Below are 19,875 nucleotides of genomic sequence, written 5' to 3' on the forward strand. Positions count from 1 at the left end.
ACCAGACCGATGGAGCGAACACCGATGGACACGAAGGCACCACTCGACGTGATTGCGGCCTCACTACGGCGGCATCGGGCCCGCACCGGGCTGTCACTCAGCGAAGTGGCCAAACGAGCCGGCGTCGCCAAGTCGACGCTGTCTCAACTGGAATCGGCGACCGGTAACCCCAGTGTGGAGACCCTGTGGGCTCTCGCCGTTGCCCTGGACACCCCGTTCGCCGCACTGCTCGACCCGCCGCGGCCCAAGGTCCAGATCATCCGGGCCGGCGAGGGACCGGCGATCTACTCCGACCAGGCCGAGTACAGCGCGACCCTGGTGGCGTCCAGCCCACCGCACGCACGCCGCGACATCTACCGCATCGTCGCCTCCCCCGGCCCCGGCCGGAAGTCCGAGCCGCATATGCCGGGTGTTGTCGAACACGTCGTCCTCGGCTCCGGCCGGGCTCTGGTCGGACCGGCCGACGACCCGGTCGAGCTCAACCCCGGTGACTACATCGCCTACCCGGGCGACCTGCCGCACCTCTTCCAGGCACTGGTCGAAGGCACGGCCGCGACGCTCGTGTCCGAGCACATCTAGAAACGAAAGTTGCCCAGGGCAATGAATGCCCCGGGCAACTGAAAAGTTCGATGGTCAGAGCTTGCGGCCGACCCCGCCGGCGATGCACTCCTCGACCTGGTTCAGCGGCTTGACCCGGGGGCCGTCCGGCCACCAGTCGTCGCACAGGACCAGACCCGGCGTGACGAGCTCCTGGTCCGGGAACAGCTCGAGCAGTTGCTTGCGGGTGCGGAAGACGCCACTGCCCATCGGGCTGTGGACGAACTTCTCCTCCATCTTCCGCGCGACCTCGGAGTGCTCCGGGGTCTCGGGGTCGAAGAAGTGCGCGATCACCGTGTACGACCCCGGCACGACGGCGTCGACGTACTTCTGCATGATCTGCGGGCCGTCGTCGCCGATGTAGTGGTGCAGGGTGCCGTTCTGGATCACGGCGATCGGCTGGTCGAAGTCGAGGAAGCCCTCCTCCTTGACCTGGGCAATCACCGTGTCGGGGTCGAAGATGTCGGCGCTGATGAACAGCGTGTTCTCGTTCTCCTCCAGCAATGCGCGGCCGTGCGCGAGCACCACCGGGTCGTTGTCGATGTAGACGACTTTCGCCTCCGGCAGCAGCCGTTGGACGACCTGGTGGGTGTTCTCCGCGGTCGGTAGACCGGAACCGCAGTCCAGGTACTGGGTGATGCCTGTCTGGCTGGCCAGGAACCGGCAGGCACGGATCAGGAAGTTCCGGTTGGACCAGGCCAGATCGTTCACCTGGGGCGCAACTGTCGCAACCTGGCGGAGCACTTCGCGGTCGATCTCGAAGTTGTCCTTGCCGTTCAGCGCGGCGTCGTACACCCGGGCGATACTCGCCCTCGTGGTGTCCACGCCCACCGGAGTCGAACTGGGTGCCTTGGAGGCATCGGGCATCAGTGGACCTCGCAGATTTGGTCGGTATGTCTGTGTCCCCAGACTCTACTGACAGTAGGCTCTCCTGAACACGTCGTGTAAGCGCGTCGAGTTGGACGAGATCACATTGCGTTGTGAAATGATTGATTGCCGGATCGAGCGACTGCTGTGGGAGGCGAGGCGTGACCGAGTCGGGCACGTACGGCGGCCCTACCGCGCTGCGCATCATGCTCGGTGTCCACCTCCGCCGGTTGCGTGAGGCGGCCGGCATCACCCGCACCGACGCCGGCTGGGCGATCCGTGGTTCGGAGTCGAAGATCAGCCGGCTCGAGCTCGGCCGGGTCGGCTTCAAGGTCCGCGATGTCGACGACCTGCTGACGCTGTACAAACTCGACGACGGCGAGGAGCGCGACCGCCTGCTCAACCTGGCCCGCGAGGCGAACAACCCGGGCTGGTGGCAACGGTACGACGACCTGACGCCGAACTGGTTCCACTCCTACCTCGGCCTGGAGATGGCCGCGGATCTCGTGCGTACGTTCGAGTTGCAGTTCGTTCCCGGACTACTGCAGACCGCTGACTACGCACGGGCCGTGGTGAATCTCGGCCAGCAGGACAAGGCGCTCTCGAAGACCGAGCAGGATCGACTGGTCGCGTTGCGGATGGGCCGCCAGCAGGTGCTCACCCGACAGCGACCGGCCCGGCTCTGGGCCGTCGTCGACGAGGCTGTGCTGCGCCGGCCGATCGGTGGCCGGAAGGTCCTCAAGGGGCAACTCGAGTTCTTGATCGAGGCGTCGAAGCGGCACAACGTGACGCTGCAGATCATCCCGTTCGACAAGGGCGGCTACACCGCGACCGGTGGCGCGTTCACGCTGCTGCGGTTCAACGACTCGGACCTGCCCGACATCGTCTACATCGAGCACCTGACCAGTGCGGTCTACCTGGACAAGCGCGAAGAACTCGACGGGTACGTCGTGACCATGGACGCGTTGTCGATCACGGCCGCTCAGCCGCGCGAGACGGAACGCATTCTGCGCAACGCGATCGAGCTCCTCGAGAAGCCGTCCAGCGCGCGAGGCTAACCCCCACCGCTAGACGGTTAGCCGGCCAGGGCGCGTGGCTGGGCGCCCGGTCCGGGGCGGAAGGCAACTTCTCGCGGCGTCGGCTCGTGGCCGGCTTCGCAGCGCAGCACGACGGAGACGTGTTCGTTGCACGTGCCGCGGTGGCGGGCCTCGAGTGGTGGGCCGTCGTCCAGCGGCAGGTACTGGTCGCCCCACTGGACCATCGCGACGAGAACCGGGTAGAGGTCCAGACCGGCCTGGGTCAGCCGGTACTCGTAGCGCTCTCGCTGACCCGGCAGACGGTACGGCTGGCGGCGGATGAGACCACGCTCGATCAGGCCCGCGAGTCGCTCGGTCAGCACCTGTCGCGGGATGCCCGCACGGGCCCGGATGTCCTCGAACCGGCGCACACCGACGAACAGTTCACGCAGTACGTGAAAGGTCCACTTGTCGCCGAGGATCTCCATCGTCCGCGAGATCGTGCAGTTCTCGGTCGACCATCGCATCGCTTCCGGCTCGTCGTCGCTCATACCACCAGGATAAGTCCGCTTGACAGACTCAGCCAAGTGGGAGCAGGCTGAATCCGTGAACCAGACTCAGATGGGTACGCCGCTCATCCGCCGCGCCGGCGAACCTGACGCGGACGACCTGGTGCGGATGCTGACCGGACTGACCGACTTCAGCCTGTACGCACGATTCCAGACCGCCATCGGCCGGCCACCGCAACCGGGGCTGGTACTGCGACTGCTGTGCCCGAGCGGAGGGTCGTGGGTCGCGACCCGCGACGACGCGTTCGTCGGGCACGCGATGTGGGCCTGGGCTCCGGGTGATTCCACCGCCGAACTCGCGGCGCTCATCAGCGAGACCGACCAGCATCGTGGCCTCGGGATCCGGATGCTCGCGGTCGCCGCGGCGGATGCGATCGCGGCGGGCGCGAAGCGTTTTCTCTTCGTGGTCAGCGCAGCCAACGACCGCGCGCTCCGGATGGTCCGGAGTCGGTGGCCGGAGGCAACGGTCGAGCGGGACGGGTCGCTGCTGAACTTCGTCGTACCGGCTCGGCTACCGGAACTGGCGGAAGAACGTGCGGATGTCGTCGACGAGCAGGTCGGGCGCCTCGAGTGCGGCGAAGTGGCCGCCGCGGGTGAACTCCGACCAATGGACGATGCGGTGCCGGCGTTCTAGCACCCGGCGGATCGCGGGATCGGTGGGGAAGACGGCGACGCCGGTCGGGACGCCCGGCTCGAGATCGTCGGTCGCGTGGCGGTTTTCGTAGTACAGGTTGGCGGATGACGCACTGGTGTTGGTGAACCAGTAGATGGACACGTCGGTCAGCAGGTGGTCGAGCTCGACCGCATCCTCGGGCAGTTCACGGGCTGGATCCGTCCACTCCCAGAACTTCTCCAGGATCCAGGCGAGCTGTCCGACCGGCGAATCGCTCAACCCGAACGACACCGTCTGCGGCCGCGTTCCTTGCAGTTCGGCGTACCCGGTCCCTACCGCCCGCAGCCGGTCCGCCGCTGCGAGTCGCTCGCGCTCCACGTCGGTCAGGTGCTCGACATCACCCGGTTCGATCGGCGGATAAGCCAGTCCCCCATTGATGTGTACGCCGACCACGTGCGACGGATCCACCTGCCCGAGCAGCGGTGACACGACGGAACCGGTGTCCCCGCCCTGCGCGCCGTACTGCTCGTAACCGAGCTCACGCATCAGCACAGCCCACGCGCGGGCGATCCGATCGTGGTCCCATCCCTCCTCGAGCGGAACCGAAAACCCATGTCCCGGCACGGATGGCGCCACCACATTGAAGGCGTCGCGCGGATCAGCCGGATCGGTCAGCGGTCCGATGATCTCCAGGAACTCCGCCACCGAACCAGGCCAGCCGTGCGTGAGGATCAGCGGCAACGCGTCGGGGTGCGGCGAGCGCGCATGCAGGTAGTGAATCGTCTGCCCGTCGATCCGCGTCGTGAACTGCGGATGCGCGTTCAGCCGCGTCTCCCACGCACGCCAGTCATACCGCTGCCATCGCTCCACGACTCCGCGCAGGTAGGCGACCGGCACACCCCGATCCCACCCGTAACCGGGCAGTTGCCGCGGCCAACGAACCCGCCGCAACCGTTCTCTCAGATCCTCGAGATCCGCATCCGGCACCTCGATCCTGAACGGCTTCACTTCAGAGGTCATACGCCGTCTCATGCAGCGGCTGGTAGAGCCCGACCTCACCACCGCCGGGCAGGCGGATCGAGGTCAGGATGCCCCACCGCTCTTCCTGCACCGGCTTGACGATCTCCACTCCGCTGGCGGTCAACTCCGCAACGGTCTGCTCGAGGTCGTCGCACATCAAGAACAGCTCGTGCGACTCGGCCTCGGCCGGATGAACCGCCACCTCGGCAGGCGGCAACTTGAAGATCAACCACCCGTGCCCCGCATCGACGTGCGGATAACCGAGCACGTCCCGGAAGAAGTCCCGGTCGGCCTCGGCGTCCCGGCTGTAGATGATCACATGCGCACCGTTGATCATCTCCCGCACTCTACTCGGCAAGACCGACAGCACGGGGAATACCGGCAGCACTCGGGAATACCGGCAGCCAGGTGCGGGTTGCCGACGGCATGATCCTCGTGACGGGTGCCACCGGGAATGTCGGCCGGGAAGTGATGACGCAGCTGCCGGACGCTCGTCCGCTCGATCGGCGTTCGGGCGCGGACCTGGCCAAGCCGGAGACGTTGGCCGGTTCACTCGATGGCGTCGACACCGTCTTCCTGGTGTGGCCGTTCCTCACGGCCGACGGCGCGGACGCGACGCTCGATGCGATCGCTCAGCACGCCCGCCGGATCGTCTACCTGTCCTCGTCCGCAGTGCACTTCGGGCCTGACACGGATCCGATCACCCGGCTGCACGCCGACCTGGAAACGGCCGTGCAGGAATCCGGGCTCGAGTGGACGATCCTGCGGGCCGACACGTTCGCGTCCAACGCACTGGGGTGGGCCGGGCAGCTCCGGGCCGGGGATGTCGTGCGCGGTCCGGAGAGTGCTCCGACGGCCGTGATCGATCCCGCCGACATCGCGGCAACCGCCGTACGCGTGCTGCTCGAGCCGCGGCCGGGGACGACGCTCACGGTCACGGGGCCGGAGGTGCTGAGTCGGGCCGATCAAGTGGCGATCCTGGGTGCCGCGCTCGAGCGGGAGCTGACCTTCGAGGCCACGCCGTTCGATCAGGCTCGGGCGCAGTTGCTCGCGGATGGCCGGCCGGCTGCGCTCGTCGAGGCGCTTATCGGGAGCGCGGAGAGGCGGCCGCGATCGGATCTGGTCACCAGCACGGTGCAGGAGCTGACCGGGTCGCCCGCGCGGAGCTTCCGCGAGTGGGCCGACGGGAACGTCGACGCCTACAAGTGATTCAGGTCGTCACGGGGGCGGTCCACAGGCCGACGATGCCGTCGATGAGGCCGTCGGCCATCTCTCGCCAGGTGGCCCGAGTGGTCGGCGTACCCTCCGCGAGGGCGCGCTCGAACTCGGCCGTCATCTGAATGATCAGGTGCCGGGCCATGTCGTTGCGTTCCAGCCGGACCTGCAACGGCAGATCGGCCAAGCACACGTTCAGCCCGTCCAGGATCTGCACCAACGTCGCCGAGGTGAGTGAGTCCTCGAGCTGGATCTGACGCAGCGACGGATCGTTCATCAACTGCGCGCTGAACCGGGCCAGCCAGCTCGGCGTCCCCAGGCTGCCCATGTGGTCGGTCGCCGAGCGGACCAGGCAGGTCACCCAGTCCCGTACATCGGGGTCGGGCCCGAGCCCGGCCAGTAACTCGCGACGCCGCGCCTCGATCGGCTCGGAGTGCTTGCGCACGATCGCCCGGACCAGATCGGTCTTGGTGCCGAAGTGGTACCCGACCGCGGTGTTGTTGCCCTGGCCGGCCGCTTCGCTGATCTGCCGGTTGGAGACCTCGTGCACGCCCCGCTCGGCGAACATCCGCTCGGCCGTGGTCAGGATCAGCTCCCGGGTCGCGTTCACCCGGTCGGTCCGGACTTCCTTCGCATTCATCACCTCCAGCCTGCCTCGCCGACTTGTTTAAGTCAACTGCCTGACTTAACGTATGGTTGCACAAACCAACTATCCAGTTCGTCCCGGAGGCTTCCGATGTCCCCTGCTCCCACCGACCCGGGCGAGGCGCCACCAGCGCCGGTCCGCACCGGTGCCGTCGTACCGGTGCTCGCCTCGGCCGGCATCACGGTCGCGCTGATGCAGACCCTGGTGATCCCGCTCGTCCCCGAGCTGCCGAAGCTGCTGCACGCCACAGCCGCCGAGACCGCCTGGGCGATCACCGCCACCCTGCTCGCGGCCGCGGTCGCGACGCCGATCATGGGCCGCCTCGGTGACATGTACGGCAAGCGCCGGATGCTGCTGATCAGCGTCGGCATGCTGGTCACCGGCTCGATCGTCGCCGCCCTCAGCGACTCGCTGACGCCGATGATCGTCGGCCGCGCAATGCAAGGCCTGGCGTCCGGTGTGATCCCGCTGGGCATCAGCATCATGCGCGACGAGCTGCCATCGGAGAGGCTTGGTACGGCGACCGCGCAGATGAGCGCTTCACTCGGAGTCGGCGGTGCCCTCGGCCTGCCCGCAGCCGCCTTGCTGGCCGAGAACTTCAGCTGGCACACGCTTTTTTGGGTGTCGGCCGCGCTCGGCGTGATCGTCTTCGTCCTGGTCGTGAGCTTCGTGCCCGAATCCGCAGTGCGTTCCGGCGGCAGGTTCGACGTACCAGGTGGTGTCGGTTTGTCGGTCGGCCTGATTTCGTTGCTGTTGGCAATTTCTCAGGGTGCGACCTGGGGCTGGACCGGCGGTCGTACGCTCGGCCTGTTCGCGCTCGCGGTCGTCGCGCTGATCGTGTGGGGCTGGTGGGAACGCCGTACCGACGAGCCGTTGGTGGACCTGCGTACGACAGCCCGTCCGCAGGTGCTGCTGACCAACCTGGCGTCGATGGTGTTCGGGTTCGCGATGTTCGCGATGTCGCTGGTTCTGCCGCAGCTACTGCAGATGCCGAAGGCAACCGGCTTCGGTCTCGGCCAGTCGATGCTCGCATCCGGCCTGGTGATGGGGCCGTCCGGCCTGGTGATGTTGCTGACCGCACCGTTCTCGGCGAAGATCTCGAAGACCCGCGGCCCGAAGGTCACGCTGATGCTCGGTGCGCTGGTGGTTGCCGCCGGCTACGGCGTCGGCAGTGTGCTGATGAGCTCGGTCTGGGAGCTCGTCCTGGTCTCGCTGCTGATCGGCGCCGGCATCGGTCTCGCGTACGGCGCAATGCCCGCGCTGATCATGTCCGCCGTACCGGTCTCGGAGACCGCGGCGGCGAACAGCTTCAACACCCTGATGCGGTCGATCGGCACCTCGGTGTCGAGCGCGGTCGCCGGGGTGATCCTGGCCCAGCTGACGATCACCCTCGGTGGGTCCACACTCCCGTCCCAGAACGGATTCCGGGTCGTTCTGCTGATCGGCGCCGGCGCGGCCTTGAGCGCGCTCGCGATCGCGTCGTTCATCCCGGCCCGCAAGACGGCGGAGGCGCCGATCCTGGAGGCAGCCGTCTAGGCGTACTCGCGGTACCAGTCGACCTCGTACGTCGCCGGCGTCAGGTTGTCGCCGAAGAAGTTGTCGAGCTGGATGGCCTGGTGACCGGACGGCATGCACTGGATGCACTGCCGTGAGCCCGATGCCCCACCGGAGAAGCGGAACCACTCGCGGCCGTCGACGAAACCGGCCACGTGATCCGCGGTCCATTCGAAGGCGATGTTGTGCCAGTCGGACAACGGCGTACCGCAGTTGGTCTCCTCGGCGTGCTCTTGTTGCACCGGGCCAGGATTGTGTGGGTAGTGCAGGAAGGCTCCCGCGCAGTCCTCGCCCGGCGTGCTGTTCTCGAGGTAGTCGTACTCGCCGTCCTGCGGCCAGCGGTCCGAGTCCGGCCAGATGATCAACAGGGGGTGATATTCGCGGCCGTTCGCCCTGCCGGTGTTCACGGAGCGAACACGTGCCTCCCAACGCCCGTACTGCCGGCCGGTTTTACTTGCCAACCACCCACTGTCACCGTTGGCCTCGCCAACCATCCTGAGCACCCCGCCCACCACCCGCGTGTTCGCGTCACACCGGCGGCCGTTCCCGGCGTGACCAGGCCAGCACTGATCCACACCACCACCGGCCAGGTCCCATTTGGACTGATCCGGTACGGCGGGTTGCTGCTCGGAGCCGTACTCGAACTCGTCCGACCCGGCGAGCGGCGTACCCCAACCGAGGCGTTCGGCGGCGGTATCGCCCGGATCGCGGGTGGTGGCGCCGGCGGCGGGCGCCATCAGCGCGGCGGAGACGAGCAGGGCGGCGACGAGGGGCGGAACGATCTTCATGAGCCCGAGGCTAGGAAGGGCTCACGCCGCCCGCGCCCGGGTGGCCGGAAGCGGCCAACCACCAACCGGTTCCCTGGCACGGCGGGCGTGGCGCATACTGGAACCCTGATGGATTCCTTCCGCGGGACGACGCGTCGTCATCTGTCCACGAGCCCCTTCAAACCCCGCGTGCCGGACCCGATCAAAGTTTTCGAGGTCGGGCAGCGGGTGTCGCACGACAAAGAAGGACTAGGCCGAATCAGCTCGGTCGACGGCGATTATGCGGTGGTCGTCGACTTCGGCGCCGGGAAGCTCATGCGCATCCAGGCCCCCTTCGCCAAACTCCACGCCCTGTAATCGGACCCGTTTCGAGCGGTTCTAGACCGTTTCGAGCGGCTCTAAACCGTTTCGAGGAAGGCAAGTACCCGCTTCCTCAGCAGTGAGGCTGCCGCTTCGTCGTACGCCCCGAGTGAGGCGTCGGCGAAGAGGTGGTCCGTGCCCGGGTAGAGGAACAGCTCAGCCTCGTCCGTGCTCGCGACCAGCTCCCGGGCCGCGTCCAGGTCGCCGCCCTCCTCGGTGAAGAACGGGTCGCCGTCCATCGCGTGGATCTGCACCGGTACGCCGGTCGGCCACGTGCCGAACTCGGACGCCGGCAGGCACGAGTACAGGAAAACGCCCGCCTTCGCGCCGGGCCGCGTCTGGGTCAGCTGCTGCGCCGGCATCACGCCGAGCGAGTGGCCGATGTAGACCAATCCTTCCCCGAGCTCCTCGCCGGCCTTCACGCCGCGCTCGAGGAGCGTGCCGAATCCGGTCTCCCGCGCGTAGTCGAGCCCTTCCTCGAGGGTGGCGTACGTCCGGCCCTCGTAGACGTCGGGCAGGTGGACGGTGTGACCCGCCCCGCGCAACTCCTCGGCGAAGGCCTTCACCCCGTCGGTGAGTCCCTGCGCATGGTGAAACATCACTATCTCGGCCATCATCAGCTCCAATGATCCAAATTTCTCGAACAATCGGCGATGTTAGTCTATTCGGATCATGTCGATCAACAGTTCGGTCCCCGACTACGACCTCGAGGACACCATCGAGCTGACGACCGTCGAGCAGGTGCGGGCGATCAGCGACCCCTTGCGAACGACGATCATCGGCTTGCTGCACGAGCGGGCGGCGACCGTGACCGAGCTGGCCGCGGCGGTCAAACGTCCGAAGAGCACGGTCGCGCACCACGTGAAGGTGCTGACCGATGCCGGCATCCTGCGGGTGGTCCGGACCCGGAAGGTGCGGGCGATCGAGGAGCGGTTCTACGGCCGCTCGGCCCGGATGTTCTACTACGGCCTCGGCGGAGGCGGCGACGGCCGGCTGCCGGCGGACTTCAACGACTTCGAGGTCGCGGCGGGCGAGTCCAAGGGGGCGTACGACGCCGGCCAGATCCGCTCGTTCATCCGGCGTGCCCGCATCCCGGAGGAGCGGGCCTTCGAGTTCTGGCAGCGGGTGATGCCGATCGTGCACGAGTTCGACAAACTGGCCCGCTCCGGCGACACCACCTACGGTTTCACGGTCGGTCTCTACCCGATCCTCGACTACCCGACGCTGCCACCGGCCGAGGACGAGACCGACCGTTGAGCCCAGGCTGAATACTCCGGTCAGAGCCAACCTTTGACCCCTCCCCTGCACTCTCATGAACAAGAGAGGTCAGGGGGACCGGATGAGATGGCCATCGTTCGTCGAGGCAGCCATAGAGCTGAGCCGCTCCTGGCTGGCGCCCTCCGGACCCCCTCAGGACGAGGAGCCGGTCCGAGCCCTCGAGGACGACGACGCCGAGCGGTAGCCGGTCGGCGTGGTGCCGGCGAGCTGACGGAACACCCTGGCGAAGTGCTGACTGGAACTGAACCCCAGGCTGAGCGCGAGCGCGGTGATGGTCACATCACTGGTGTCGAGGAGCTGCCGGGCGCGGTCGATCCGGCGCTCGTTCAGATAGCGATGCGGCGGCTGGCCGAGCTGGTCCGCGAACAGTTCAGCCAGGTACGACGGTGCGAGTCCAACGCGATCGGCCAAGTCCCGCAGCGACCAGCGCTGGTGGAACTCCCGGTCCAGTAGCCGTTGCACAGTCCGTACGGCGGGGTGCATGGCGAGCTGCGGTACGGCGGTCGGCGTCATCGACCGCGCGACCGACAGCACCACGTGGTCAACCGCGAGCGCCAGGCCCGTTCCGGCGTACTCGTAGTGCGTGGTGAGCTCGCGGACCAGTTGCGCGAACGCATGCGCGAGCTCGCCGGCCTCTCGGTGCATCACCGTGCGCGGCCAGTCCACGGTCAGCGCCGGTTGGCGTCGTACGACGGGTTCGAGGTCGATCGCGGCGAAGTAGAAGTGGTGGTTGCCGGAGCGCCCGGCCAGGTGATGGGTGAGATTGGGCGGTACGGCGAAGACGTGGCCGGGCCGGAGGACGTAGCTGTCCGCACCAGCCACCCAGTGGGTGCTGCCGTGCAACTGCAGGTAGATCTCCCAGACCGGGTGGTGATGCGGCTCGATCAGGAACTGCTCGGGGACCCACTGCTCGCCCGCGTGGATCAGACCGCTGACCGGGTCGTGCACCTCGGCATGGAAGCCGGCGCGGACACCATTGGGTCTGTAGACGGACACCTGAAGATTGTGTCCAGTCGCCTGAACAACGGCAACGCCTCTGGGCGCCTCCGGTTCCTACCGTGGAGGCATGACTCCTGATGACATCGCGTTCTTTCGTGAGAACGGCTACTGGATCTCGCCGGTGATCCTGCCGGACGACGTACTTGATGCGGCCGAGCGTGGGATGGAGCGGTTCTACGCCGGCGATCACGATCACGTGCTCCCGGACGGGCCGGCGACTCATGGGTGGCAGCCAGCGGATGGCGACGTACTGCGGAAGAACGATTACTCGTCGCTCCGCGTGGACGAACTGGCGGAGTTGGTCCGGCACCCGGCGATCGGGTCGACCGCGGCGGCGCTGTCCGGCGCGGACGGGATCCGGTTGTGGCACGACCAGTTGTTGCGGAAGCCGGTCGGTGGCTCGGCCCAGGTGGGTTGGCATACGGATCGGCAGTACTGGCAGTCGTGTACGTCGGACAACATGCTGACCGCGTGGGTCGGGTTCCACGATGTCGACGAGGTCAACGGGGCAGTGGGATTCCTGCCCGGTAGTCATCGGTGGAATGTGACCGGGCTGGACTTCTTCTCGCCGGACAACGAGTCGCTGTCGGCCTCGATCGCAGCACAGGGGTTCGATCCGACTCCCGTCGTACCGCGGATGAAGCGTGGGCAGGTCAGCTTCCACCACTGCCGCACAGTCCACGGCAGCGGGGCCAACCGGGGTACGGCGCCACGACGATCGCTGGCCATTCACCTCCAGCCCGCGGACAACCGCTGGCGCCCGGGCGGATCGCATCCGAACGACAGCCTGGTCCGCCACAACCCCGACCCTGACTACGCGGACCCGGCGATCCAGCCGATACTCTGGCCGCGGTGAGGACCCAACGTTTTCTGCCTGCGGTTCGTATAGGTGGGCATGGAAACGATCGTCGCGTACGCGTTCGACCGAGGAGTCGATGAGGAGCGTGCGACTGCCGGTGTGAGGCGCGTCGAGGCGTACTACGGCGACCTCTGGGGTGATGAGGTCGTTCGGAACGGCCGGGACGCGAACACGGTCGGCCTGTACAGCTGGAGCCGTCGGCACCCGGCATGCAACTGGCCTGCTTGGCAGGTCGATCAGGACCTCTGCGTGGCCAGTCTGCATGCACCACTGGGCTATGAGCGGGTTGTCGGCGACCTTGCGCCCGAACGGGCCGTGGGGCCGCTGGCGCGCACAGTCCTCGCCGTTCCGGCGCGGTTGCTCGACCTGGCGCCGCCGTTCGGACTGACCGTGCTGGATCCGGCTGCGCAACGACTCGAGCTCTTCACGGATTCGATCGGCCTCGGCCGGTTGTTCCAGCTGCGGACCACGGACGGTTGGGTCTGGAGCAACCGACCGGTCGCTGCGTGCCTGTTCGCTGATGTGCCTGCAATTGCTGGGGTTCGAGGGTGGCGGTATGCGGCTGGGTGCGGGTGGTTCATGGGCGACACCACGCCGTACGAGCGAGTCTTGGCAGTTCCCGGTGCGACGCGGATCGTGATGGATGGGCGGCGTGGGCAGCGGACGGTGACCCGGATCGAGAGCTGGTCCGGGCACGATGCGCTGGGGCATGTCGAGGAGACAGCTGATGCGCTGCGTGGTGTTGCGCGGTCGGTGGGTCGGTTGTGGCCGGGCACTCCGACTGTGGACCTCAGTGGGGGGCGGGACTCGCGGGTTGTCGCAGCTGCGTTCCTCTCTGCGGGTGTCGACGTACGACTGAACAGCTACGGCGCGGAGGCTGCTATCGCCGAGGAGTTGGTGGCCGCATTGCCTTCTGCGGTTGAGCATGTGGTCTCGCGGCCGCGGGCTGTGGCACCAGGCGGTCCGCCGCCGGCATTGCCTGCCGTGGTCGATCGCGTCCGGCGGTGGCATCGGTACGGCGAGGGGCTGCGGCCGTCGTCGTACTTGTTCCATGGGCCGCCGGGCGATCTGACCGGAGTGGATCACCTGGCGATCGGTGGGGCCGGTGGCGAGGTCGCGCACGGGCACTTCTATCCGCGGGATGTGCTGGCGCTGGATCGGAACCCGCTGGAGGTGAAGGTCGAGGCGTTCACGGCGCGGCTGCAGTCCCGGCTGGTGCCGGCGGCCGGTCCGGCTCCGGTGGTCCGGGAGGCGGTGTCCGAACAGATCCGGAACGTCTTCCGGGAGGCGATCCAGGGTGGGCTCGAGGACGCCCGGATGCTCGACCACTTCTATGTGGTCGAGCGCTTACGCCGGTGGGGTACGGCGGGTGAGCGGAGTGGAGTCGTGTCACCGCTGCTGGTGCCGACGTTCGTCCGGGGTGCGTTCGCGTTGACCACACCGCAGCGGCTGCAGAACGCGTTGCACCTGGGGGTGATCCGGGAGCTGGTGCCGCAGTGGGTTGACGTCCCGTTCTATCAACCGGTGCAGTCTTCGTCCCCTGCCCTGCCTGCACAGGTGAAGCGGTTGGGCGCGGTGCCGGACCGGGAGGTCGTGAAGAGCCTGCTGAGTGCCTCGGCGGACTTCCACGACCAGGCGATCCGTTCACTGTGGTCGTCGTCGGTGGCCGGCCGCAGTACTGCCGCCGACGAGGTGGCCCTGCGCCAACTGTTGTGGCGGGCCGTCTTCGACGACCACCTCGCCGAGGTCAACCAGCACATCTCCCACCGTCCTTCCGCGCCCGCGCCGGTGATCCGGACGAGCCGCCTGACGCAACGCGTACGGCGAAACCCCACCGTGCGCCGGCTGGTGCGATCGCGGGTCGGGCAGACGCTTCGGCACCTAGTCCCCTAACGGCGTTGATAAACGGACCATGGTCCGTTAATGTCCTGAGGTATGGCACTTCGGGCAGGACTTGATCGCATCTCCGAGCTCGGCCGGCAGGACAACTGGCTGGCCGTGCTCATCACCCGGCGCCGGTCCGGCGAACCGGCCGCCTCGGTCGTGAATGCCGGCGTACTGGACCATCCACTCACCGGCGAGCCGGTCGTCGCCCTGGTGTCCCGGGGCAACACGGCGAAGCTCGCCAACCTCCGGCGGGATCCGCAAGCCACGCTGGTGTTCCGGGCCGGCTGGCAGTGGATCGGTGTCAGTGGCCCGGTCGAGTTGGCCGGACCGGACGACGCGCTACCGGGCATCGACGCGGAACAGTTGCGGGTGCTCCTTCGCGACATCTACCACGCGGCCGGCGGCAACCATTCGGACCTCGAGGAGTACGACCGCGAGATGGTCGCAGATCGTCGTACGGCGATCTTCGTGAAGCCGGAGCATTTCACCGGAAACCCTGTCGGCGCTGAGCATGTGGAGGAGTCGTGAGGAGCGCGGCCGGGACGATTCAGGTGTGGTCGGATCTGCTCTGCCCGTTCGCGTACGTCGCGATTCATCGATTGCGGCGGGCGCGGGCAGAGCTCGGATTGGACGACGAGGTGCGGCTCGACCATCGCACGTTCGGGCTGGAACTGTTCAACGGACCGCATTCGCGGCCGGGCACCGACAGCGAGGCGGTTGGGCTCGGTCAGTTGGAACCGGAGGCCGGATTCCGGCTGTGGACGGCGCCGGACTGGACCTATCCGTCGACGGTGCTGCTCGCGGCCGAGGCCGTGCATGCGGCTAAAGCGCAGGGTTTGCGGGCGTCGGAGGATCTGGATTACGCGCTGCGGCGGGCGTTCTGGTTGGAGTCGAAGTCGATCGGACATCGTCACGTCATCCTCGAGGTTGCGGCTGCGGTCGAGTCGGTCGACGCTGAGGCGCTGACCGAGGCGCTCGACGACGGCCGGGCTCGGTCGGAGATCATGGCGGACCACGCAATCGCCACGACGGGCGCCGTACAAGGAAGTCCACACCTGTTCCTGCCGGACGGGACCGGCGTACACAACCCGGGCATCACCGTGCACTGGGAAGGGCCGTGGGCGTCCGGCTATCCCGTTGCCCAGGACAACGATCCCGGCTGGGCCGAGCGGTTGCTGAAGCGTGTCTGATCCGGTCGAGCTCCGGCAGATCGTGGTCGGCTTCCTGGACACGAACTGCTGGGTGGTCAAGCCGTCCGGCGAGCAGCAGGCCCTGATCGTCGATCCCGGCGACGAACCGGATCGGATCGCCGCGGCCGTTGCCGGTCTCGACGTGGTCGGCATCGTGATCACCCATGCGCATGCCGACCACGTGCTCGGGCTCGCCCAGCTGGCAATGGACCTGGATGCCCCGATCATCGGCCACCCGGCTGAGACGGAGGTGTGGGCCGCCGAACTCGACTACCTCGCCGAGCACGGACACCTGGACGCGGGTACGGCGACAGCTGACCTTCTCGCCCGCGGTACGCCGCCCCGGCCGTCACCCGACCTCGCCTTGTGGGACGGGCATTTCGACGATCCGGCCCCTGATCGGATCACGGTCGGCTCGCTCATGGTCGACGTACTCCACACCCCCGGTCACACGCCCGGCAGCCTCAGCCTCCACCTCCCCGGTCACCTACTCACCGGCGACACCCTCTTCCCCGGCGGCCCCGGCCTCACCGGCCCCCAATGGCCGCTGTCGGACTTCACCAAGATCATCACCTCGGTCAGCGCCCTACTGGACCTCCCACCCGAAACAACCATCCACCCCGGCCACGGCCCCAACACCACAATCACCACCGAACGCCCCCACCTACCCACCTGGCGCACCCGCGGCTGGTGGAGCCTTCTCGGCGCAGACTCAGTCGGCGTCGAAGACGGCGAGCAGTCGGTCCTCGAGGGTCTTGATCTCGATCCGCCACTCCCGGGCGACGGCGGCGTCGTCCTTCTCGTCGGCGTCGGCTTTCATGCTGTGGGCGCTCGACAGCTCCGCCAGAGTTCGCTGTACATAGTTGCGCAGCACCTCGCCGTCGCCATCGTCGCGCTGGTCCGCAGCCGTGCTCTCGTCCGAGGACAGGCGTGCCCTGGCGACGGCGGGATGTTCAATGATCCCGGCGAGAACGGCCCGCATCAGCACACCCCGAGACAGCCGATGCTTGTGCACACCTTGGGCCAGCATCACGACCGCCATGGTGGCGAGCGCGAGGGCTGCCAGCCGGTTCGGCCAGATGGAGTCGGGCCCGGTCACATAGAGGGCGATTGCGAAGGCAACCATCGGCAGCGGTACGTTCACCCGGAAGCTCGCTTCCGCGTCGAGTCTGTCGTACTCGCTGTACATCTCATGACTGGCGGCCAGGAGCCGGGCCCGCAGATCGTCGGCCGGCAGCAGCTGATCGAACGTGGCCTCCGGATGGTTCCGGAGCTGGCCGTACTTGGTCAGCTCCTTGTCGAGGAAGTCCATCAGCTCGATCGAGACGTCAAGACGCTTCCGGAGCGCTATCCAGGTTCCGACGACACGGACCGGGCGGCTGTCGGGATCGAAGGTCACCACGGAGCCGAGCAGGAACGCGGCAAACGAGATGGCCGCGAGGGTCGCGCCGGTCCCGAAGAAGTCAGACAGCTCGAGAAGATTCGCGACCAGGGACGAGTCCGACGGGAGGTGATCCGTCAACCGATCGGCGAAGAACATCCAGGCCGAGAAGAACCACAGGCTGCCCACCGCGAGCGGCGTCCGTACGTCACGCAATCCAGGCAAGAGGCTGGCCAGCATCGGACCCCCAGGGAACGTCAAACTCTGGCCACCCCGCTCCAGCAGGCAAGCCTCCGACCAGCCAAGTATCGCAGGCATCGATAGTTCGAACGGACACCCAACGTGGAGTGGCTCTTGCTCGTCTAGGTAGGTGAGACGGAGGTGTCGATGGGTGAGTGGGAGCAGGGGTTTGCGGAGCTGCTGGCTGGGCGCGGGGCGGCGTTGCGGGCTTATGCGTACCTGCTGACGGGGGAATCGGCTGCTGCGGCCGATCTGGTGCAGGAGGCGTTGTTGCGGGTGTTCAGCCGGCTGCGGGTGACCACCGACGTGCCGCAGCTCGAGGGATATGTACGGCGCGCGATGCTGAACCAGTTCATCGACGGGCGGCGGCGGGCGCAGTTGTGGCGGGCGAAGCGGCATCTGCTGGTGGATTCCGGCGTACACCACGACGAGGATCACACGGTTGCCGACGAGGTGCGGCAGGCGCTGGCCACGCTGTCGCCGAGGCAGCGTGCGTGTGTGGTGCTGCGGTACTACGAAGACCTTTCGGTACTGGAGATCGCGGAGCAGCTCGGGTGCGCCGAAGGCACGGTGAAGCGCCATCTGGCCGACGCCCGGACCAAGCTCGCGAACCAGCTCACCGTGCCCGAGGAGACGATGAGATGACGTCGGACGACCTGCGCCACCTGTTCCGGACCATGGCCGCCGAGGGCACCGAGACCGTCAAGGTCGACGAGCACGCCCTGGTACCCCGCATCCGCCGCAAACGCCGACGCCGCCTCGCCGGCACCGGACTGGCCGGACTGGCCGCCACGGCCGTGATCGCTGCCGGCGCGTACGCCGTACTTCCAGAAAACGGCGTAGAGCCATCGGCACGTCCAGAAAGCGCCGTACAGCCATCGGCGAGCACCACCGGCCTCCCGCTGTCCCCGTGCGGGCAGGTTGTCCCGCCGGGCTTCCCGCCGAGCGTGCCGTCGGGACTGGACGGCTTGGCGCTGTCGCGTCAGACCTTCCACAAGACCGCCACTGGCTGGACCGGAACCCTGCGGTTCGCGGCCCCGGACCCGCGCGGTCGAGACTGGGTCGCCCCGACAACTCAGTTCGAGGTGACGCAGGGGCGAAAGATCGCGGGCCGGGCCGAGTTGACCGTGACCGCGAAGACCCCGAAGACCGTCGAGGCCACCCTCGACGTCACCAGCTGCGACGACCGACTGCGGCCGGGGCCGATCCTGCTGATCGGCAAGCTGTTCCCCGGTCAGCACCCGATCACGTTCTTTCAAGTCGACCTGCGGTGATCAGCGGCAGTCCCCGCGGCTGATAGAACCGGTGTCATGGAGACCGTTGAGCTGGGCCGGGTCGGGATGGTTGTTTCGCGGGTTGTGCTGGGGCTGATGCGGATCAAGCAGCTCACCGACGGGGAGATCCGGGCGCTGGTCGGTGCGGCGCGGGATGCGGGCGTAACGATGTTCGACCACGCCGACATCTACGGCGGATCGCACGGTTGCGAGCAGCGGTACGGCGATGCGCAGCCGGTTCCCGCGGCCGAGCGGGACCAGGTCACGATCCAGTCCAAGGTCGGCATCCGGGCCGGGTTCTTCGACTCCTCCCGCGAGCACATCCTGGCCAGCGTGGATCAGTCGCTCGCCGCGCTGCGGACCGACTACCTCGATCTGCTGCTGATCCACCGGCCGGACACCCTGGTCGAGCCGGACGAGGTGGCCGCCGCGTTCGACGAGCTCCACACCAACGGCAAGGTCGCGGCCTTCGGCGTCTCCAACCACACCCCCGGCCAGATCGAGCTCCTGGCCAGGTCGGTCCGGCAGCCGCTCGTCGTCAACCAGATGCAGTTCAGCATCGCGAACGCCGCTCTCGTCGGCCAAGGACTTGCCGCCAACATCACCGGCCTCGACCAGTCCGCCGACCGCGACCTCGGCGTACTCGACTACAGCCGCCTGAACGACATCACCATCCAGACCTGGGGTTCGCTCCAGAAGCCCCCACCGGGCGGCGTCTTCCTCGGCGACCGCGAGAACTACCCCGACCTCAACACCGCACTGGACGAAATCGCCCAGGCCCACAACACCACCCCGACCGCGATCGCGATCGCCTGGATCGCGCGCCACCCGGCCCAGATGCAGGTCGTCATCGGCACCACCAACCCGGACCGGGTCCGCGAATCCGCCGCCGGCGCCACCATCACCCTCACCCGCGAGGAGTGGTACCGCCTGTTCACCGCGGCAGGCCACACCCTCCCGTAGCGAGCAGCATCCGTACGCCGACCCGGGCCTCCTGCGCCGCATCAAGCGAGTGCTGGACGCCGGCGGTGGTCACCGATCCGGCCACCAAGAGATAGATCACGTCTGCGATCTCCGGGCTGTATCCCGCGTCGAGAACGATCCGGGTGACCAGAGCCCGGAGCTCGAGCTCGTGATGATCGACCTCGGCCGCGACGGCGGCGTTCGTGGGACCCAGCTCGCTGTAGGCGTTCGTCCACGGGCAGCCGCGGAACGACGGCTCGTGGAACCACCCGTCGAGATGGGTGAAGATCGCCAGCACCCGCTCCTCGGGTGAGCCGGCCGCGTCGACCCGCTCCTCGATCGCGAGCATCATGCGATCGTGCCGCCGCCGGAGGAAGGCGACGATCAGCTCGTCCTTGCTCGGGAACAGTTGGTAGATCCGCCGCAGCGGAAGGCCGGCGGCCGCTCTGAGCTCACTCATGTTCGCCGCCTGGATCCCACGCGCGTAGAACACCTGCTCCACGGCATCGAGCAACTGTCCACGCATGGACTCCGCCGTCGACATGTCGCCCCTCCGTTCGCGATGAGAATGAGCCTTCTC

The 19,875-nt window shown here is 67.5% G+C and carries 23 protein-coding genes and 2 pseudogenes; 15 read left to right on the top strand and 10 right to left on the bottom strand.

Going from position 1 to position 19,875, the window contains the following annotated elements; translation table 11 throughout:
* The first annotated feature begins 24 nt into the window (after positions 1–24).
* Positions 25–579: a helix-turn-helix domain-containing protein gene (locus AB0L70_RS29315; RefSeq protein WP_363689762.1), complete on the top strand. Its 555-nt coding sequence runs from the start codon at positions 25–27 to the stop codon at positions 577–579.
* 54 nt (positions 580–633) lie between these two features.
* Here AB0L70_RS29315 and AB0L70_RS29320 read toward each other — a convergent pair whose 3' ends face one another.
* Entirely contained in the window at positions 634–1,464 is an 831-nt protein-coding gene (locus tag AB0L70_RS29320; RefSeq protein ID WP_363689765.1) for an SAM-dependent methyltransferase, read from the bottom strand.
* Between the two features lie 161 nt (positions 1,465–1,625).
* Between AB0L70_RS29320 and AB0L70_RS29325 the strand changes: the two genes are divergently transcribed.
* Positions 1,626–2,522, top strand: a complete 897-nt coding sequence (locus AB0L70_RS29325) for a helix-turn-helix transcriptional regulator (RefSeq protein ID WP_363689767.1) — start codon at positions 1,626–1,628, stop codon at positions 2,520–2,522.
* A gap of 17 nt (positions 2,523–2,539) precedes the next feature.
* Here AB0L70_RS29325 and AB0L70_RS29330 read toward each other — a convergent pair whose 3' ends face one another.
* Positions 2,540–3,031 carry a helix-turn-helix domain-containing protein gene (locus AB0L70_RS29330; RefSeq protein WP_363689769.1) on the bottom strand — a complete coding sequence of 164 codons (492 nt, stop codon included), beginning with the start codon at positions 3,029–3,031 and terminating at the stop codon, positions 2,540–2,542.
* 127 nt (positions 3,032–3,158) lie between these two features.
* Between AB0L70_RS29330 and AB0L70_RS29335 the strand changes: the two are divergent.
* Positions 3,159–3,479: pseudogene (locus AB0L70_RS29335) on the top strand (GNAT family N-acetyltransferase); the annotation flags it as partial.
* A gap of 81 nt (positions 3,480–3,560) precedes the next feature.
* Here AB0L70_RS29335 and AB0L70_RS29340 read toward each other — a convergent pair.
* Positions 3,561–4,682 carry an epoxide hydrolase family protein gene (locus AB0L70_RS29340; protein WP_363689772.1) on the bottom strand — a complete coding sequence of 374 codons (1,122 nt, stop codon included), beginning with the start codon at positions 4,680–4,682 and terminating at the stop codon, positions 3,561–3,563.
* The gene (locus AB0L70_RS29345) at positions 4,672–5,019 is read right to left on the bottom strand and encodes a VOC family protein (RefSeq protein ID WP_363689774.1); all 348 of its coding nucleotides are present in this window, start codon (positions 5,017–5,019) and stop codon (positions 4,672–4,674) included. The genes AB0L70_RS29340 and AB0L70_RS29345 overlap by 11 nt, the downstream gene beginning before the upstream one ends.
* Positions 5,020–5,108: 89 nt before the next feature.
* Between AB0L70_RS29345 and AB0L70_RS29350 the strand changes: the two genes are divergently transcribed.
* Complete coding sequence (locus AB0L70_RS29350; RefSeq protein ID WP_363689776.1) at positions 5,109–5,891, top strand: NAD(P)H-binding protein; 783 nt, start codon at positions 5,109–5,111, stop codon at positions 5,889–5,891.
* A gap of 1 nt (position 5,892) precedes the next feature.
* Here AB0L70_RS29350 and AB0L70_RS29355 read toward each other — a convergent pair whose 3' ends face one another.
* Positions 5,893–6,537: a helix-turn-helix domain-containing protein gene (locus AB0L70_RS29355; protein ID WP_363689778.1), complete on the bottom strand. Its 645-nt coding sequence runs from the start codon at positions 6,535–6,537 to the stop codon at positions 5,893–5,895.
* Positions 6,538–6,633: 96 nt separating this feature from the next.
* Between AB0L70_RS29355 and AB0L70_RS29360 the strand changes: the two genes are divergently transcribed.
* Positions 6,634–8,079: an MFS transporter gene (locus AB0L70_RS29360; RefSeq protein ID WP_363689780.1), complete on the top strand. Its 1,446-nt coding sequence runs from the start codon at positions 6,634–6,636 to the stop codon at positions 8,077–8,079.
* Here AB0L70_RS29360 and AB0L70_RS29365 read toward each other — a convergent pair.
* Entirely contained in the window at positions 8,076–8,885 is an 810-nt protein-coding gene (locus tag AB0L70_RS29365; RefSeq protein WP_363689783.1) for a glycoside hydrolase family 16 protein, read from the bottom strand. The genes AB0L70_RS29360 and AB0L70_RS29365 overlap by 4 nt on opposite strands.
* Before the next feature lie 108 nt (positions 8,886–8,993).
* Between AB0L70_RS29365 and AB0L70_RS29370 the strand changes: the two genes are divergently transcribed.
* The gene (locus AB0L70_RS29370; protein WP_363689785.1) at positions 8,994–9,221 is read left to right on the top strand and encodes a hypothetical protein; all 228 of its coding nucleotides are present in this window, start codon (positions 8,994–8,996) and stop codon (positions 9,219–9,221) included.
* A gap of 41 nt (positions 9,222–9,262) precedes the next feature.
* Here the strand turns inward: AB0L70_RS29370 and AB0L70_RS29375 are convergent, their stop codons facing one another.
* Positions 9,263–9,838, bottom strand: coding sequence for a dienelactone hydrolase family protein (locus AB0L70_RS29375; protein ID WP_363689787.1), 576 nt, complete (start codon positions 9,836–9,838; stop codon positions 9,263–9,265).
* Between the two features lie 58 nt (positions 9,839–9,896).
* Here AB0L70_RS29375 and AB0L70_RS29380 point away from each other — a divergent pair, with 58 nt between their 5' ends.
* Positions 9,897–10,481, top strand: a complete 585-nt coding sequence (locus AB0L70_RS29380; protein ID WP_363689789.1) for a helix-turn-helix domain-containing protein — start codon at positions 9,897–9,899, stop codon at positions 10,479–10,481.
* A gap of 153 nt (positions 10,482–10,634) precedes the next feature.
* Here AB0L70_RS29380 and AB0L70_RS29385 read toward each other — a convergent pair whose 3' ends face one another.
* Complete coding sequence (locus AB0L70_RS29385; protein WP_363689791.1) at positions 10,635–11,498, bottom strand: AraC family transcriptional regulator; 864 nt, start codon at positions 11,496–11,498, stop codon at positions 10,635–10,637.
* Positions 11,499–11,568: 70 nt separating this feature from the next.
* On the opposite strand from AB0L70_RS29385, the gene AB0L70_RS29390 reads away from it, so the two are divergent.
* The 5 genes and pseudogenes from AB0L70_RS29390 to AB0L70_RS29410 all read left to right on the top strand — a co-directional run.
* Positions 11,569–12,357, top strand: coding sequence for a phytanoyl-CoA dioxygenase family protein (locus AB0L70_RS29390; protein WP_363689793.1), 789 nt, complete (start codon positions 11,569–11,571; stop codon positions 12,355–12,357).
* A 39-nt stretch (positions 12,358–12,396) separates the two neighbouring features.
* Positions 12,397–14,253 carry a hypothetical protein gene (locus AB0L70_RS29395; protein WP_363689795.1) on the top strand — a complete coding sequence of 619 codons (1,857 nt, stop codon included), beginning with the start codon at positions 12,397–12,399 and terminating at the stop codon, positions 14,251–14,253.
* Positions 14,254–14,295: 42 nt separating this feature from the next.
* Positions 14,296–14,775 carry a pyridoxamine 5'-phosphate oxidase gene (locus AB0L70_RS29400; protein ID WP_363689797.1) on the top strand — a complete coding sequence of 160 codons (480 nt, stop codon included), beginning with the start codon at positions 14,296–14,298 and terminating at the stop codon, positions 14,773–14,775.
* Positions 14,772–15,437, top strand: coding sequence for a DsbA family protein (locus AB0L70_RS29405; protein WP_363689800.1), 666 nt, complete (start codon positions 14,772–14,774; stop codon positions 15,435–15,437). The genes AB0L70_RS29400 and AB0L70_RS29405 overlap by 4 nt, the downstream gene beginning before the upstream one ends.
* Before the next feature lie 22 nt (positions 15,438–15,459).
* Positions 15,460–16,053: pseudogene (locus tag AB0L70_RS29410) on the top strand (MBL fold metallo-hydrolase); the annotation flags it as partial.
* Between the two features lie 96 nt (positions 16,054–16,149).
* Here the strand turns inward: AB0L70_RS29410 and AB0L70_RS29415 are convergent.
* Positions 16,150–17,058 (bottom strand): hypothetical protein, encoded by a 909-nt coding sequence (locus tag AB0L70_RS29415; protein WP_363689877.1) that lies wholly within the window; start codon positions 17,056–17,058, stop codon positions 16,150–16,152.
* Positions 17,059–17,205: 147 nt separating this feature from the next.
* Between AB0L70_RS29415 and AB0L70_RS29420 the strand changes: the two genes are divergently transcribed.
* The 3 genes from AB0L70_RS29420 to AB0L70_RS29430 are packed head-to-tail and all read left to right on the top strand — an operon-like array spanning position 17,206 to position 19,295.
* Positions 17,206–17,703, top strand: coding sequence for a SigE family RNA polymerase sigma factor (locus tag AB0L70_RS29420; protein ID WP_363689802.1), 498 nt, complete (start codon positions 17,206–17,208; stop codon positions 17,701–17,703).
* On the top strand, positions 17,700–18,332 hold the full coding sequence (locus AB0L70_RS29425; protein WP_363689804.1) for a hypothetical protein: 633 nt from the start codon (positions 17,700–17,702) through the stop codon (positions 18,330–18,332). Before AB0L70_RS29420 ends, AB0L70_RS29425 begins: the two co-directional genes overlap by 4 nt.
* A gap of 36 nt (positions 18,333–18,368) precedes the next feature.
* Positions 18,369–19,295: an aldo/keto reductase gene (locus AB0L70_RS29430; RefSeq protein WP_363689806.1), complete on the top strand. Its 927-nt coding sequence runs from the start codon at positions 18,369–18,371 to the stop codon at positions 19,293–19,295.
* Here AB0L70_RS29430 and AB0L70_RS29435 read toward each other — a convergent pair.
* Positions 19,267–19,839 (bottom strand): TetR/AcrR family transcriptional regulator, encoded by a 573-nt coding sequence (locus AB0L70_RS29435; RefSeq protein WP_363689808.1) that lies wholly within the window; start codon positions 19,837–19,839, stop codon positions 19,267–19,269. The two genes, AB0L70_RS29430 and AB0L70_RS29435, sit on opposite strands and share 29 nt — an antisense overlap.
* Between the last annotated feature and the right edge of the window lie 36 nt (positions 19,840–19,875).

This window comes from Kribbella sp. NPDC051952 (assembly GCF_040680855.1).
Classification (GTDB): domain Bacteria; phylum Actinomycetota; class Actinomycetes; order Propionibacteriales; family Kribbellaceae; genus Kribbella.

Coding starts and splice junctions, on each gene's coding strand:
- AB0L70_RS29315 (WP_363689762.1), top strand. CDS start 25: ATGGACACGAAGGCACCACTCGACGTGATTGCGGCCTCACTACGGCGG.
- AB0L70_RS29320 (WP_363689765.1), bottom strand. CDS start 1,464: ATGCCCGATGCCTCCAAGGCACCCAGTTCGACTCCGGTGGGCGTGGAC.
- AB0L70_RS29330 (WP_363689769.1), bottom strand. CDS start 3,031: ATGAGCGACGACGAGCCGGAAGCGATGCGATGGTCGACCGAGAACTGC.
- AB0L70_RS29340 (WP_363689772.1), bottom strand. CDS start 4,682: ATGACCTCTGAAGTGAAGCCGTTCAGGATCGAGGTGCCGGATGCGGAT.
- AB0L70_RS29345 (WP_363689774.1), bottom strand. CDS start 5,019: ATGATCAACGGTGCGCATGTGATCATCTACAGCCGGGACGCCGAGGCC.
- AB0L70_RS29350 (WP_363689776.1), top strand. CDS start 5,109: ATGATCCTCGTGACGGGTGCCACCGGGAATGTCGGCCGGGAAGTGATG.
- AB0L70_RS29355 (WP_363689778.1), bottom strand. CDS start 6,537: ATGAATGCGAAGGAAGTCCGGACCGACCGGGTGAACGCGACCCGGGAG.
- AB0L70_RS29360 (WP_363689780.1), top strand. CDS start 6,634: ATGTCCCCTGCTCCCACCGACCCGGGCGAGGCGCCACCAGCGCCGGTC.
- AB0L70_RS29365 (WP_363689783.1), bottom strand. CDS start 8,885: ATGAAGATCGTTCCGCCCCTCGTCGCCGCCCTGCTCGTCTCCGCCGCG.
- AB0L70_RS29370 (WP_363689785.1), top strand. CDS start 8,994: ATGGATTCCTTCCGCGGGACGACGCGTCGTCATCTGTCCACGAGCCCC.
- AB0L70_RS29375 (WP_363689787.1), bottom strand. CDS start 9,838: ATGGCCGAGATAGTGATGTTTCACCATGCGCAGGGACTCACCGACGGG.
- AB0L70_RS29380 (WP_363689789.1), top strand. CDS start 9,897: ATGTCGATCAACAGTTCGGTCCCCGACTACGACCTCGAGGACACCATC.
- AB0L70_RS29390 (WP_363689793.1), top strand. CDS start 11,569: ATGACTCCTGATGACATCGCGTTCTTTCGTGAGAACGGCTACTGGATC.
- AB0L70_RS29395 (WP_363689795.1), top strand. CDS start 12,397: ATGGAAACGATCGTCGCGTACGCGTTCGACCGAGGAGTCGATGAGGAG.
- AB0L70_RS29400 (WP_363689797.1), top strand. CDS start 14,296: ATGGCACTTCGGGCAGGACTTGATCGCATCTCCGAGCTCGGCCGGCAG.
- AB0L70_RS29415 (WP_363689877.1), bottom strand. CDS start 17,058: ATGCTGGCCAGCCTCTTGCCTGGATTGCGTGACGTACGGACGCCGCTC.
- AB0L70_RS29420 (WP_363689802.1), top strand. CDS start 17,206: ATGGGTGAGTGGGAGCAGGGGTTTGCGGAGCTGCTGGCTGGGCGCGGG.
- AB0L70_RS29425 (WP_363689804.1), top strand. CDS start 17,700: ATGACGTCGGACGACCTGCGCCACCTGTTCCGGACCATGGCCGCCGAG.
- AB0L70_RS29430 (WP_363689806.1), top strand. CDS start 18,369: ATGGAGACCGTTGAGCTGGGCCGGGTCGGGATGGTTGTTTCGCGGGTT.
- AB0L70_RS29435 (WP_363689808.1), bottom strand. CDS start 19,839: ATGTCGACGGCGGAGTCCATGCGTGGACAGTTGCTCGATGCCGTGGAG.